This window comes from Oceanobacillus caeni (assembly GCF_019037185.1).
Taxonomy (GTDB): domain Bacteria; phylum Bacillota; class Bacilli; order Bacillales; family Amphibacillaceae; genus Oceanobacillus; species Oceanobacillus caeni.
This window is the reverse complement of record NZ_JAHHXM010000015.1, coordinates 35,037-49,119: the sequence shown is the minus strand read 5'-3', so window position 1 is coordinate 49,119 and position 14,083 is coordinate 35,037. Positions and strand designations below refer to the sequence as shown.

At 37.8% G+C, this 14,083-nt stretch carries 12 protein-coding genes, 1 pseudogene and 1 riboswitch; of the genes and pseudogenes, 5 read left to right on the top strand and 8 right to left on the bottom strand.

Annotated features, from left to right (window positions below):
- The first annotated feature begins 98 nt into the window (after positions 1–98).
- Positions 99–197: riboswitch (TPP riboswitch) on the top strand.
- Positions 198–292: 95 nt separating this feature from the next.
- Entirely contained in the window at positions 293–889 is a 597-nt protein-coding gene (gene thiT, locus KM885_RS10055; protein ID WP_145543014.1) for an energy-coupled thiamine transporter ThiT, read from the top strand.
- Between the two features lie 71 nt (positions 890–960).
- Here thiT and KM885_RS10050 read toward each other — a convergent pair whose 3' ends face one another.
- From KM885_RS10050 to KM885_RS10040, 3 genes are all read right to left on the bottom strand, one after another.
- Positions 961–2,490, bottom strand: coding sequence for a solute symporter family protein (locus KM885_RS10050; protein WP_216883888.1), 1,530 nt, complete (start codon positions 2,488–2,490; stop codon positions 961–963).
- Positions 2,490–2,822 carry a DUF485 domain-containing protein gene (locus KM885_RS10045; protein ID WP_216883887.1) on the bottom strand — a complete coding sequence of 111 codons (333 nt, stop codon included), beginning with the start codon at positions 2,820–2,822 and terminating at the stop codon, positions 2,490–2,492. Before KM885_RS10045 ends, KM885_RS10050 begins: the two co-directional genes overlap by 1 nt.
- A 258-nt stretch (positions 2,823–3,080) precedes the next feature.
- Entirely contained in the window at positions 3,081–3,629 is a 549-nt protein-coding gene (locus KM885_RS10040) for a YusW family protein (RefSeq protein ID WP_216883885.1), read from the bottom strand.
- A gap of 279 nt (positions 3,630–3,908) precedes the next feature.
- Between KM885_RS10040 and KM885_RS10035 the strand changes: the two genes are divergently transcribed.
- Complete coding sequence (locus KM885_RS10035) at positions 3,909–4,523, top strand: YitT family protein (protein WP_244986975.1); 615 nt, start codon at positions 3,909–3,911, stop codon at positions 4,521–4,523.
- A 2-nt stretch (positions 4,524–4,525) separates the two neighbouring features.
- Here KM885_RS10035 and KM885_RS10030 read toward each other — a convergent pair whose 3' ends face one another.
- Positions 4,526–5,743, bottom strand: coding sequence for an MFS transporter (locus KM885_RS10030; RefSeq protein ID WP_216883896.1), 1,218 nt, complete (start codon positions 5,741–5,743; stop codon positions 4,526–4,528).
- Positions 5,744–5,777: 34 nt separating this feature from the next.
- On the bottom strand, positions 5,778–6,275 hold the full coding sequence (locus KM885_RS10025) for a DUF3231 family protein (RefSeq protein WP_338113675.1): 498 nt from the start codon (positions 6,273–6,275) through the stop codon (positions 5,778–5,780).
- Positions 6,276–6,506: 231 nt separating this feature from the next.
- Between KM885_RS10025 and KM885_RS10020 the strand changes: the two genes are divergently transcribed.
- The 3 genes and pseudogenes from KM885_RS10020 (at position 6,507) to KM885_RS10010 (ending at position 9,088) form a co-directional block, all read left to right on the top strand.
- Positions 6,507–7,469, top strand: a complete 963-nt coding sequence (locus tag KM885_RS10020; RefSeq protein WP_216883882.1) for a sulfonate ABC transporter substrate-binding protein — start codon at positions 6,507–6,509, stop codon at positions 7,467–7,469.
- Between the two features lie 14 nt (positions 7,470–7,483).
- A pseudogene (locus KM885_RS10015) lies at positions 7,484–8,248 on the top strand (ABC transporter permease subunit).
- 39 nt (positions 8,249–8,287) lie between these two features.
- Positions 8,288–9,088: an ATP-binding cassette domain-containing protein gene (locus KM885_RS10010; protein ID WP_204798523.1), complete on the top strand. Its 801-nt coding sequence runs from the start codon at positions 8,288–8,290 to the stop codon at positions 9,086–9,088.
- Here the strand turns inward: KM885_RS10010 and KM885_RS10005 are convergent.
- The 3 genes from KM885_RS10005 to tkt form a co-directional block, all read right to left on the bottom strand.
- Positions 9,062–9,334, bottom strand: coding sequence for a YqhV family protein (locus tag KM885_RS10005; RefSeq protein WP_204798522.1), 273 nt, complete (start codon positions 9,332–9,334; stop codon positions 9,062–9,064). The genes KM885_RS10010 and KM885_RS10005 overlap by 27 nt on opposite strands.
- A 200-nt stretch (positions 9,335–9,534) precedes the next feature.
- Positions 9,535–11,475 (bottom strand): TcaA NTF2-like domain-containing protein, encoded by a 1,941-nt coding sequence (locus KM885_RS10000; RefSeq protein ID WP_204798521.1) that lies wholly within the window; start codon positions 11,473–11,475, stop codon positions 9,535–9,537.
- Between the two features lie 576 nt (positions 11,476–12,051).
- Positions 12,052–14,073 carry a transketolase gene (gene tkt, locus KM885_RS09995; protein WP_338113674.1) on the bottom strand — a complete coding sequence of 674 codons (2,022 nt, stop codon included), beginning with the start codon at positions 14,071–14,073 and terminating at the stop codon, positions 12,052–12,054.
- Between the last annotated feature and the right edge of the window lie 10 nt (positions 14,074–14,083).

Sequence of the window (14,083 nt, the reverse complement as noted above, 5' to 3'; positions counted from 1 at the left end):
GTACTTTAAAAGAAAATGGCTCAGGTGACAATGACGGACTTGCCCTCCCACTTCTCAAAAGATAGAAAATATGATACTATCATGAGTAAATCGAATAACGTGACCACAAGGGGAGCGAAAGCTGAGAGGGAACAAATTGTTCTTACCCTTCGAACCTGTTAGTTAATTCTAGCGTAGGGATGTGGTGAATAGTTTACTAGTTGTTTATGCGTAATGTGAAATCTATCTAGTAAACTAGGTAACTATGTCTTCCTTTTGGTGCGTTAAAAACACAATTAGGAGGCTTTTTTTAATGAAAAAATTAGGTTTACAAACGCTTATTGAGGTGGCCATTTTTGCGGCACTTGCCCTTGTGCTCGATTTATTGCCATCACTCCGTATTGGACCGTCCATCTCCATTTCCTTTGCAATGGTGCCGATATTCATCATCGCATTTCGCAGAGGATTTTTAGCGGCAATTATCAGTGGATTCCTTTGGGGATTATTACAAATTGCCATTGGGGAAGCATGGATTCTAACACCATTACAAGCGTTCATAGAGTATTTCGTAGCTTTCGCATGTGTCGGTTTTGCAGGACTATTTATCAACCCAATTAAAAATAACTTAAGAAGCAAAAACATGGGCAAGGCTATTGTCTGGATAATTGTCGCAACCTTCGTCGGTGGATTTGCCCGTTACTTCTGGCATTTCCTTGCAGGTATAGTTTTCTTCAGTGAATATGCAATTGAAGCAGGCCAAGCACCAGTTATTTATTCCTTAATTATGAATGGCATCTCTTATATTTCTTCTGCTATTGCATGTTCCATTGTATTAGCGTTGGTGCTTTCGAAAGGATCAAGACTGGTTACATCTGTGAGCACAGAGAATAGAAGTAAACGAGCAGCGTGAGACAAAGGAACAGGTTCGAGACTACTGTAAAAGCACCTTTTTTTCAGTGGTCTCTACTGTCCCTATACCCCCTATTCCCTATTACCAATATGCGCTTTTACTTTAACCTCTGCATAGCGTTTGAGATCTTGTTCTTTTGAGTAAATCGTACCAAGGTAACCTCCGAGAAAGCCTAGTGGTACACTAACAAGCGCTGGATTTTCTAATGGAAAGATTGGATTTCCGACAAATAACGCTGCGCCCGCTTCTGGCGAGAAAACACTTGGGCTCATCGATACTAAAACTAATGCTGAAATTAGACCGAATAATACTGCTGAAATCGCACCAGTTGTATTAAATCGCTTCCAATAAATCGTATAAAGAATGACAGGTAAATTGGCACTTGCTGCGATACAGAAAGCAAGCGAAACAAGGAATGCAACATTAAGGCTTTGCGCACCTAAGGCTAAAATAATCGATAACACCGAAACTGCTAATGACGCATAACGTGCAGCTAGCATTTGTTCTCTATCCGTAGCTTTCCCTTTTTTAATAATTTGACCATATATATCATGGGCAAAAGCGGAGGCTCCAGATAATACAAGACCTGCCACAACCGCTAGAATGGTAGCAAACGCAACAGCAGATATGAAGGCGAATAAAATATTACCTCCCAACGCCTCTGCAAGTAGCGGTGCCGCCATGTTCCCACCCGAATTAGCTGCAAGTATTTCATTTTGACCAACGTATATGGCCGCTCCAAAGCCTAGAAATAACGTAAGAATATAAAAGATACCAATCGTCCAGGTAGCTGTAATAACTGAACTTCTAGCTGTTTTCGCATCTTTTACCGTAAAGAAACGCATCAAAATATGTGGTAAACCGGCTGTACCGAGAACAAGCGCAATCATTAAGGAAATCGTTCCTAATGGATCATCATATTTTAATCCCGGTTCTAAATAAGCAGCGCCATGGCTTGTAGCAGTTTTCACCTCAGTAAACATGGCAGCTATATTAAAATCAAATTTCCAAAGAACAAGAAATGCCATAATAACCATTCCCGCCATTAAAAGAACAGCCTTCGTAATCTGCACCCAGCTAGTGGCAATCATTCCACCAAAAAGCACATAAATGGTCATCATAACACCAACAATTAAAACAGCAATCCAATAATCAATATGAAATAATAACTGAATGAGTGCACCCGCTCCTACAAGCTGTGCAATCATATAAAACAGAACGATTGTAATCGTACTTAGTGCAGCCGCACCTCTTACCTTTTTCGAATCAAATCGTGAATGAATCATATCAGCAAGTGTATATTTCCCAAGATTACGCAATGGCTCCGCTACTAAAAATAAAACAACTAAATAAGCAATTAAAAATCCAATACTGTAAAAGAATCCATCAAAACCGTTTAACGCAATCGCCCCAGCTATTCCAAGGAAAGATGCAGCTGATAGGTAGTCACCGGCAATGGCTAATCCATTTTGCCAGCCAGTTAATCCCCCACCGGCTGTGTAGAAGTCACCAGTTGACTTGGTGTTCTTCGCGGCAAAATACGTGATTACTAAAGTTAGAATAACGATAGCAATGAAAAGGAAGACAACAATTGGATCCATTAGGCTTTACCTCCTTTTTTAATTTGGTCGTGAATAATAGCTTCTACTTTTTCATCAAAGGAGTTTGCCTTTCTCACATAAATCGTACATAACACCCAAGTCATCACAAATTGAGCAACCGCAAATATCCAGACCCAAGAAATATCCCCAAATGCCGGTGTGTTTAGAAAGGTGGTGTAAGACGTACATATAGGAAGCAAAAAGTAAAAGATGAGAAAGAAAACAGTCATTGGTACCGTAAACCTTCTTTTTTCCTTCATAAAATGCTTAAATTGCTCACTTTCTGCGATACTTTCATAATCCACTTTATTATTTTTGTGTAAATCAGCCATCTAATACCCCCCTTTTATTTAATGTCCTTACAGCGCTCACATTAAAAATACTAACTCACCCCCCCTTTCGGAAAACGCTTACTATTTTGATACCACACTTATGATTTATGAATGATTCATTTAAAATATGATAAAGAAAACGAGCCGAGGGTTCATCATCCCCCACTTTCGCAGTTGATCTCCCCCAGAAACTTGAAGTGAAAAAAGCAAACCACTAAAAAACAGGCAAACTAGAAAGCTTTGCCTGTTTTTTAGTGATTATTTGTTATCCTTGAATTCTATTTTCGTGCCATCTTTAAATTTAATTTCTAATTCTATTTCCTTGTAATTTGACTCTAGGGAAAATGCATCTAATGCTTGTTGAATAGCATCGTCTTTATTCGTCTTCTGTTCAATCGTTAGCTCTTTAACTTTTGGATAAACCTCGTCAAATGCCTCTTGACCGTGAATATCAACTCCATTAATTTCATCTTCTAACTCCGCTTCAACACTACCATCTTGATTTTTTTCTAAGCTTGCTTCATATTCTTTATCCCCGTCATATTTGACAGATAACTCAAAATCAACATAATTCAATTCATCCATTTTAGCTCGCATGTCTTCGGTCCCATTGTTATTGTTAGTTGCTGTGTCATTGGTATCATTACCGGCTTTATCATCAGCTTCATTGGTATCTTGATTTTCGTTGTTTGTTACATCGGCTCCCTGATTGGTGGTCGTATCATTATTATCATTGTTATTGCCACCACATGCTACTAAAGTTAAAGCTAAAATAAATATTGAAGCTAGAAATAAAATTCGTTTCATATTTTTCCCTCCTATTTTTACCTTAATTTATTTAATAATCTTCCCATTTAATCAAAAATTAACCATAAAGGTTTAGATTACATGTTGGGTGTTGTAGGGATCAGGTTGGAGGGGTAGATTAAATCCGTTCTTTTCGATGAGTTGCGATTTGAACGCTTTTCTTACGTCTTCCACCACTCATACCATCGTTAAGCATGTTTCTTTTTACTTTTGAATACAATAAGATAGGTTGTCCGTCTATTGAATAGAATGCAGCCCTATTTGTAAGGAGGATTTTTATTGAATTCATTTATGTTAAAATTCGGCTTAGTTGTAGCAGGGGGAGCTATTCAAGGGCTGGGAATGGGGGTATTTTTGTTCCCCCATTCCATTCCTTCTGGTGGGGCTGGTGGGATTACTGTTCTTTTGGGTTATTTGTTTCACATTGGAATGGGACTAGCACTATGGATAGTGAATACTTCTTTATTATTTTTAGGTGTTAAATATTTAGGAAAAAGATTCGCATTGTGGACGCTTCTTTCCATTACGGTGACATCTTTATCTGTTGATTTTTTTGAACAAATTATTTTCGTGAAAAATCGAAGCTTACTTTTGGATCTTTTATTTGGTTCCGTTTTTTTAGGTACAGGAATCGGAATATTAATGCGTCAAGGTGTTTCGAATGGTGGTGTCGGTGTCATCGCAATAATTATCTCCGTCAAAAAAAGAATTTTACCTGGTAGACCGCTTTTTTTCCTTAATTTCTTTATTTTTCTATTTGTAGCGTTGATAATCGATTGGAAATTAATCTTTCTTGCATTGATTAGCCAATGGATTTCAACCAAGGTGGTGGATATGATTTGTGAAATATCTTTTCAAAAGACCTATACACTTGGATGGCGAAAGAAGCCATGAACTTACGTGTATTTGTATCGAATATTACTTTTTTTCTTTTCTTTCCCGTCTTTCCCTTTAACATGGACTAACAATAGTACTAACAAGGCTACAAGTAGGGTAAAAGCAGCTATGGAAAGAAACATTCCCGTTCGTGACCAATCCATTAAACGGATAAAAACGGGTGGCCCAAGTGCTACACCTATAAAACGAACAGAACCATATAAAGAGGAGACAAAGCCTCTGCGTTCTTTTCCGACTGCACCCGTAATGAGACTGTTGACACATGGTAGGACAAGTCCTGCGCCAATACTGCTAATGGCAAGGACAATAAGAAAAGGAATAAGCTTTTCAAATAATACAAGAGAACTATAAGATAGCGTCATCAGAAATAAACCTAAAACCGAAAGCCACTTCATCTTTTCTAAGTTTTTTCCAATTTTACTACCTGTGATATAGGATGTACAAACCATTACTAGAAGCGGAATTGCAAGAATAAGGCCCTTTGGAACTCCATTAATATTGTATTTTGTTTCAAGGATATCCGATAAATAAAAAAGGATTCCGAAAAGCGTAAATAGACAAGTTCCACCAGCTAAATAGATTGTGAATAGCCATCTGCCTTCATGTTTAAAGACACTTAAAAGCCCTTTTACATATTTTTTAAAAGGGGGAGGCGCTTGGAAATTTCGTTTTTCCTTAATAAATATCCAAACCAATAAAATAGAGATAAGACTAATCACAGGAAAGGCAAAAAATACTGAATACCAAATAATGAGAGCCAATAAAGAACCGAGAATCGGCGATAACACTTTTCCTAAACCATTCGATGCCTCAAATATTCCGAGTACTCTACTACGCTCTCCCCCTCTGAATAAATCCCCAATTAAAGCCATAGCAATTGGTGCAGTTCCAGCCGCACCGATTCCTTGTAATATTCTTCCTAAAATAACCCAAATATAAGAATTGGAAAAAACGGCTGCTCCTAAACCAGCTAATAACGCTCCTCCACCAAATAACAGCAATGAAGGAATAATAACCATCTTCCGCGAAAAACGATCAGACAAATACCCTACAATTGGGATAAAGATAGCAGCAGCAATAGAAAAAACCGTTATCGTTAAGCTTACTTGTAACTGAGTAAGATCCAATGATGATTTCATTTTTGGGAGTATCGGAATGAGCATCGAATTTCCCAATGTCATCATAAGTGGAACGGATCCGATGGCAGCGATGACCATCCCTTTATTTTTCTTTTTCAAAGCCTGTACACTCCTACTTTACATTAATGGGTGGAGAAACAATCCAGCCTTTTTGTTTAGATAAATCAAGGAGTTTTTGTTCGTATTCTTCCTTTTGGGTATGAAATTCCCCAAATAAAGAACGAATGTCCTCCCTTATTGCTACTCCTGTGACAAAACTACATAATACTCGATCTGTCATTAACTCATTTTGAACGATAACAGCGATTTCTGGATCATGAAACCTTGCACCTGCCGGGATATCTTCTACTTCCACATTCGGTCTATCAGGAGGTGCTGGAGGTAACCGAATTCCCGATTCTTTTAGGATAGCTTCCACTTGCTGTTCTTCTTGTGTAAGGCAACTTTCTACTAAATCCTCTAAATATGTTTTTAAATCATGATCACCAGTATGATTGATAAGTACTTGCATCGTAACTAAAATGTTTTTTGTATTATATAGATAGGACCATAAATGGTAAACTTCTCCAGAGTGAAATGGTTCATCTGGCTTTTTATTTGTTAGTTCCATCATATTCCTCCTTTTCGTATGCGTATATAGTATCTCTTAAAAGTGAGATATTATCCCTCTTATATATCAGTACTCGTCCACCATTTATCAGTAATCCATCCTATATATAGCTCTCTGTTTCCCTAAAAAGCTTGAGGTGGGGAAAATTGTATTAGGACAGGAACCTACTTTCATTTTATACATAGGCTAACATCAGAAACTTAAAGAAGGTGAAGAGGGGATATGTCTACCATGAAAAAGAAAATGTGGTTATTTCTGGTTATTGCTTTTTCTTCCATTTTTTTACTAGTAGCATGTAATGAAAAACAAGAAAAAAGTGGCAGTAGCAGTTCAGAAGACGAGAAAGTTGTACGTATTGGGTACCAGAAAAATGGCCCGTTGATTATTTTAAAATCATTAGGTACGTTAGATGAACGATTAGAATCTATGGGATATTCTGTGGAATGGAATGAATTTCAGGCAGGTCCATTATTGGTGGAAGCTCTTAATGCAGAGAGCATTGATTTTGGTAGAACAGGTAATACACCACCAATCTTCGCGCAAGCTGCCGATGCCCCTTTTAAGTATGTTGCAGTCGGATTTTCCAAATATGAAGGTAGTGGCATCTTGGTACCAAATGATTCAGATATACAGGATCTAAATGACTTAAAAGGAAAGAAGGTTGGATTTGCAAAAGGATCGAGCTCCCATTACTTAATTGTTAAAGCTTTAGAGAAAGTCGGGCTTCAGTATACCGATATTACCCCTGCATTTTTAAATCCGGGTGATGCAAGGGTAGCATTTGAACAAGGCACAGTTGATGCGATGGTCGTTTGGGATCCATTTACGGCATCTACAGAACTTCACTCGGACGGGAAATTACTCGTTGACGGGGAAGGGTTAACAACGGATCGAGACTTCTTTGTTGCCTCCGAGAGTTTTGCTAAAGAAAATGAAGAAATCATTAGCGTTATTTTGGAAGAAATTGAGAAATCTTCCGAGTGGGCAAATAACCACCATGAAGAACTGGTGAAAATGTTAGCACCCATTTTAAATATTGATGAAGAATCCATTGAAAAGTCTGTTGAAAGACGTATTTATGGAGTGGAAGAAATAACAGAAGATACCATAAAGGAACAACAGGAAATTGCAGATACATTTTATCGTTTAGAGATTATTCCTAAAGAAATAAACGTAGAAGAGGTTATGAAATAAGGGGGAAATGACAAATGAAAAGAAGTATCAAAGGACCTTTGGAAAAATTCTTTCCCTGGTTTATTCCACTTTTCATTATTGCTGCGTGACAATTATTGTCGTGGTCCGGAGCTATACCTGAAAGAATATTACCGGCCCCATCCCAAATCATTCAGGCGGGTATTGACTTAACGATTACAGGGGAATTATCCGAACACATGGGGATTAGCTTATGGAGAGCTTTAGTAGGCTTTTTAATTGGGGGAATTGCTGGATTTGTTTTCGGCTTATTAAATGGCGTATTTCGCTTTGCCGATTTAATCTTTGATACCTCGATTCAAATGTTACGTAATATTCCCCATCTTGCGTTGATCCCTCTCGTTATTATGTGGTTTGGAATTGGTGAATCTTCCAAAGTATTTCTTGTAGCATTGGGCGTTTTGTTTCCAGTCTATATTAATACGTATCATGGAATAAAGTCTATTGACAAAAAGCTTATTGAAATGGGTAAAGCATATGGATTAAATGGGAAGGAGCTTTTTTTCCAAATAATTTTACCAGGGGCTATGTCTTCCATTCTCGTTGGTATACGGTTCTCACTTGGGGTCATGTGGTTAACCCTGATTGTTGCGGAAACTATTTCTGCCCAGTCTGGTATCGGTTATATGGCGATGAACGCTAGGGAATTTATGCAAATGGATGTCATTGTTTTAAGTATTATTATTTATGCGTTGTTTGGAAAAATTTCAGATATGATTGCTAGGTATTTTGAAGGGAAATTATTAAAGTGGAATAACTAGTTTTAGGCGGTATTGGCGAAGAAATAGGGGGAGTGCAAATTGAATTCATATGATTTACAAGGAGTAGATGTTACGATTCATCAAGTTAAGAAGAAATATGATAAAAGGGAGGTATTGAAGGGACTGGATTTACAGATTAAAGAAGGTGAGTTTGTAGCGATCGTCGGAAAAAGTGGTTGCGGAAAAAGTACATTGTTACGTCTAGTAGCGGGATTAGAAAACATGAATGACGGCTCGATTAAATTAGACGGAACACCATTGAATGGGTTGAATAAACAAGCAAGAATGATGTTTCAAGATGGTCGGTTACTTCCTTGGAAACGAGTAATGGATAATGTTTGTTTAGGATTATCTTCTGATGCAAAAAATAGAGCAATGCAAGCCATCACACAAGTAGGACTGAAGGAAAGGATACATGATTATCCATCTAAACTTTCTGGGGGACAGAAACAGCGTGTAGCACTTGCAAGAGCATTGGTACATGATCCTTCCTTATTACTTTTAGATGAACCTTTAGGAGCGCTTGATGCTTTGACACGCTTAGAAATGCAACGATTGATTGAATCATTGTGGTTAGAAAGAAAATTCACCTCTATTCTTGTTACACATGATGTAGAAGAAGCAGTAGCTATTTCCGATCGTGTCATTTTAATTGAAGATGGAAAGGTAACGTTAAATCAACCGATACATTTAACTAGACCAAGACAACGTACAAATCCCGCCTTTTCCATGTATGTGGAGGAAATTTTAGCACGAATTATGAATCGAAAAAGTAAGAAAAACTATAGTATGCTTGTCAATACGGAGATGGAATCACTTTTTGACCCCGTAAATAATTAAAGCTACTCCGAGAAAAATCCAAAAAAATTTACCAAAAGATATTTTATCAGAGATACCAACAATTCCAATTGTGGTTGTAATGATAAGAATTAAAGGCCCAATAAAGGCAAGTGAACTATTAATAACAAGGGCCTTTTCCACATCATTCATTTTAATCATCAAATATGCGGCAAAGACCTCAATGGATCCAGATAAGATACGAAATAATGCCATGGCAACAACAGCTTTTTCCAATAAGGTAAACATCTTCTTCCTCCCGAAATGTAGACTCTAGACATTATATGTTTAACTTGTCCAGATTAGGACAGTGTTTTTTGGGAGGGACATGGTCCATGAGTATCGAATTATAAGTAAGGGCGATTCTCTTATCGCCCTGTTCATAAATCAAAATGTAATTCACTGGCTCTGCTCCCTTATCGGTCGGACAAAGGACCTGTTACCATGGCTCAAACCGCTACCGTATTTCCCTGTTCCACAATTTCCATATCTATGATAAAAAATTGATCATCCATTTCCTCTAGCTCGTAGATCACAGTCTGTTTCACCATTTCCTCGGAGTAATCCGTGTAATCTATTAAAGAATGTTCTTCATATACAGTCACACTATAACGATTTCCTTCTAATTTTTTAATATCTGTTACTTCATGCGTTAATAGAACTCTTCCCAATTGATTCTCATACATAGTCATAATAGAATCAGCTAATTCACGATAAAGCTCACTATCAGGATCAATGTAATAGTCAAGGTTCTGAAGGTCTCCTGCATCCGTTGCATACGTCATCATATACAAAAAATCCTCTATGACCGTCTCAATCTCCATGTTACCTTCTTCCTTTTGATCGTCATTCACATAACTTTCCGCTTCCTCTTTCGTTGATTTCATTATTGTATAATCGCTATCGTTATCGTTAAAGGATAACGTCTCATCATCTATTTTCGTAATCGTGACAAAATCATTCTCTGATGAAGCTGCAATCGAATTAAATTCGGCATAATCCACTGTAAATATTTCCTTTGTCCCGGCTAAATAATCCGTAATCGTTCCATCCGCATTTATTTCAAAGAAAATGGCTCCTTCATCATTTTCCAACTTCCACATACCACTAATATCTTCAAAAGTTAGTTGTTTGGAGAATACCGTCAGATTTTGATAAGTAACGGACGAGAAATCGCTAATGTCTTCGATTACTTGATCCCCTTTTAAATTCTGCATGAGGACTAATTCATTATCCTTTGTCACGTATACAAGATTACCATGAAAAAATGCATACATATCAACGTCATCAGTTACCTTCGTATCGTCTATAAATAATTCATTCTCCTCTGTTAAATAAACAATCCTTCCATCTGTATGGACATTAAATTGGTATACCTTTTTTGCAATCTGTTCCTTACCCTCCGCACTAGTTATCTGATAAACATTGTTATCTTCATCCGTATAATAAACGGTTCCTTCCACTAAATAGAAATAGTTTACATCACTCGCTAATTTCGTAGCCTTTTCGTCACTATCTCCTTTTTGATAGAGATTATTATCCTCATTCACGTAATAAAATCCACTTTTGTCATAATCTGCCAAATAGACATTAGATGCAATTTTTTCCGTTTTTATATCTTTGGATAACGTACTGGAATATAAATCCATTGCTCCTTCTTCTTCATAACTTAAGTAAATTAAACGGTCATCTACGTTTTTAATGTAGTAAGGATCAATCTCCTCACCCGATATTTTCACACTACTTTCATCTGCCTTTTTATAAAACAGCATATAATCGTCATTGGTATAAACAAGATCCCCATCACGATTTAAAATTTTAAAATGAAAAACATTATTAGCAATGTTACTTTCTTGCCTACTCTCTATGTTATAAACCGAATAGTCTCCATCCGAGTCAATGAAATATAGATTTCCATCCACCAAATCATATTGAGTAACTCCATTGCCTATCTTTTCCTCGTTCCCATCCTCATTGATTACGTACAAATTACCATCCGTATCCTCATAAACGATAAAATCCTCCGCGTTAAATCCATCGAAAAACTGTACATCTTCCGCGAGTTTTACTTTATCTTCCCTCTGGCTGAACGCATACAACTTATTTTCCTCATCCACAAAAAGAACCTTATCTTTATCATTCAAATATACAAAACCATAATTTTTCACATTACTAGCAATTTTCTCCAACTCTCCATCTTTCGTTTTAATGGACAATTCCCCAATACCTTCCCCGTTCTCATTCACATAACTCTCCGTATAGAATAAAAATTTATGATGAATCGTATCCGGCTTCTTACTTCTCTCCTCATCTAATGACACTGGCTGCGTACACCCCGCCACAAGCACTACCGCTAACATAAATAAAAAAGCACTTAACGATCTACGCATATGCAATCCCCCTGCTGTCATAGTTAAACCAATCGTTAAGATCCCATATCTACCTATCTCCAGACATGAAAATTCCCCCTGTACGTCATTGTATGAGGCGGATGGGGAAATATGACAGGAGGACAGGTTTCTTGTCCTAATTTGGTATTTATTTGACATGAGACTTTTACCTAACATTTGAAGGGGGGTGAATGCTGATAGGTGGGGGGGAGTGCTGATATATGGTGTATGAGTACTGATATCCTACCAGCGTTTGCTGATATATGGTGCACGAGTACTGATATCCTGCCAGCGTTTACTGATATATGGTGCGTGTGTACTGATATCTTTCCAGCGTTTACTGATATATGGTGCATGAGTACTGATATCTTTCCAGCGTTTACTGATATATGGTGCGTGTGTACTGATATACGGGCGTGATTACTAATAAATGACGATCCAACGCTGATATCCCTATGCCGGAAGGGTCGGTTCCCCCGTCACATTCTCCACCAATCTTTAGAACAAAAAAAATAGTGAAATACTTTGTGCATTTAAACAAAGTACTTCACTATTATCTATTACGGAACATTCAACCTACACTTCGTTTACTAGCTCTTCAACCAGTTTTACTACATTTTCTACAGTAAACCCATACTCCTCCATAACTTTATTTCCTTCACCTGAAGCCCCAAAGGTATCAATCCCAAGCACTTTTCCTTCATCCCCAGTATAGCGTTCCCAACCAAATGGAGATGCCATTTCAACTACTAAACGTTTCTTCACTTGAGGGGAAATGACTGAATCTTTATATGCTTGATCTTGTTCTTCAAAGCGATCCCAAGAAGGCATGCTAACCACACGTACATCGATATTTTGAGATTTCAACTCATTTTGAGCTTTGATAGCTAGTTGAACTTCTGATCCTGTTGCAAGAATTAATGCATCAGGAGTTTCTTTTTCTGAATCACTTATGATGTAGGCACCTTTTTTCACACCTTCATAAGCGCGTTCAGCTGTACCTTTTAACGTTGGGAGGTTTTGACGAGTTAATACCAATGCGGTTGGTTTATCCGTTGACTCTACAGCTAGTCGCCATGCAGCCTGTGTTTCATTTCCATCGGCTGGGCGGATGAGTGAAACTCCCGGCATGGAACGATAGGATGCTAAATGTTCAACAGGCTCATGTGTTGGACCGTCTTCCCCAACTGCGATTGAATCATGTGTCCAAACGTAGGTTACAGGTGCTTTCATGATGGCAGATAACCGAACCGCTGGGCGTAAATAATCGCTAAATACAAAGAATGTACCACCGAACACTTTTAACCCGCCATGTAAAGCCATTCCGTTTAATGCTGCAGCCATTGCAAATTCTCTCACACCAAACCAAATGTTTCTTCCGGCATAATTTTCTCGTGAAAAATCTCCGCCATCTTTAATCGTTGTTTTATTAGATCCTGCTAAATCAGCACTTCCTCCGAAAAGGTTTGGAACTGCTTTTGCAATCGCATTTAGTACTTCTCCTGATGAAGCGCGAGTTGCTAAGGTGTCCTTATCAGATTCATAGATGGGCAAATCCTTTTCCCAATTCTCCGGTAATTCACCATTGATTGCTGTTTCTAATTCTAGACCGAGTTCTGGATATGCTTCTTTATAATCAGAAAGGAGCTTGTTCCATTTTTCCTCCGCCTTGATACCTTTTTCTACGACTTTTTCTTGAAAATCAGCATATACTTCCTCTGGAACGAAGAATGGTTCATGTGACCAATGGTAATTTTCTTTGGTTAATTTAACTTCTTCTTCACCAAGTGGTGCACCGTGGGCATCTGAAGATCCTGATTTATTTGGTGACCCATATCCAATGACCGTCTTTACTTCAATTAATGTTGGTTGAGCTGTGTTTTGTTTCGCTTCCTTAATAGCAGCTTTTAATTTATTGACATCGTTACCGTCTTCTACACGAATAACTTGCCAGCCATAAGCTTTAAAACGCTCTTCCACATTTTCAGAGAAAGATTTATTTAAATCTCCGTCTAAAGAAATATCATTAGAGTCATATAGCGTAATTAGTTTTCCTAATCCTAAATGACCTGCTAAGGATGCGGTTTCATGAGAAATTCCTTCCATTAAATCCCCATCACCTACAAGGGCATAGGTATAATGATCAACAACTGAAAAACCTTCTTTATTATATTTAGCTGATAGATGTGCTTCTGCCATTGCCATACCAATAGCGGTAGAAATCCCCTGACCTAATGGGCCGGTTGTTGTTTCCACACCGTCTGTATGATGCACTTCTGGATGTCCAGGAGTTCTAGATCCCCATTGACGGAAGTTTTTTAAATCATCCATGGAAACATCATACCCAGATAAATGCAATAAACTATATAAAAGCATGGAACCATGACCTGCGGATAATACAAAACGATCACGATTAAACCATTTCGAGTTTTTTGGATTATGGCTCATAAAATCTGTCCATAATGTATAAGCCATTGGAGCCGCACCCATTGGTAATCCGGGATGTCCTGAATTCGCTTTTTCAATTGCATCAATAGAAAGGGTGCGAATCGTATTAATTGATAGTTGTTCTACAGCTTGATTAACTGTCGTTGTCACCGTTATCATC

Coding starts and splice junctions, on each gene's coding strand:
- KM885_RS10040 (WP_216883885.1), bottom strand. CDS start 3,629: ATGAAACGAATTTTATTTCTAGCTTCAATATTTATTTTAGCTTTAACT.
- KM885_RS10050 (WP_216883888.1), bottom strand. CDS start 2,490: ATGGATCCAATTGTTGTCTTCCTTTTCATTGCTATCGTTATTCTAACT.
- thiT (WP_145543014.1), top strand. CDS start 293: ATGAAAAAATTAGGTTTACAAACGCTTATTGAGGTGGCCATTTTTGCG.
- KM885_RS10000 (WP_204798521.1), bottom strand. CDS start 11,475: ATGCGTAGATCGTTAAGTGCTTTTTTATTTATGTTAGCGGTAGTGCTT.
- KM885_RS10045 (WP_216883887.1), bottom strand. CDS start 2,822: ATGGCTGATTTACACAAAAATAATAAAGTGGATTATGAAAGTATCGCA.
- KM885_RS10030 (WP_216883896.1), bottom strand. CDS start 5,743: ATGGTCATCGCTGCCATCGGATCCGTTCCACTTATGATGACATTGGGA.
- KM885_RS10005 (WP_204798522.1), bottom strand. CDS start 9,334: ATGTTTACCTTATTGGAAAAAGCTGTTGTTGCCATGGCATTATTTCGT.
- KM885_RS10025 (WP_338113675.1), bottom strand. CDS start 6,275: ATGGAACTAACAAATAAAAAGCCAGATGAACCATTTCACTCTGGAGAA.
- KM885_RS10020 (WP_216883882.1), top strand. CDS start 6,507: ATGAAAAAGAAAATGTGGTTATTTCTGGTTATTGCTTTTTCTTCCATT.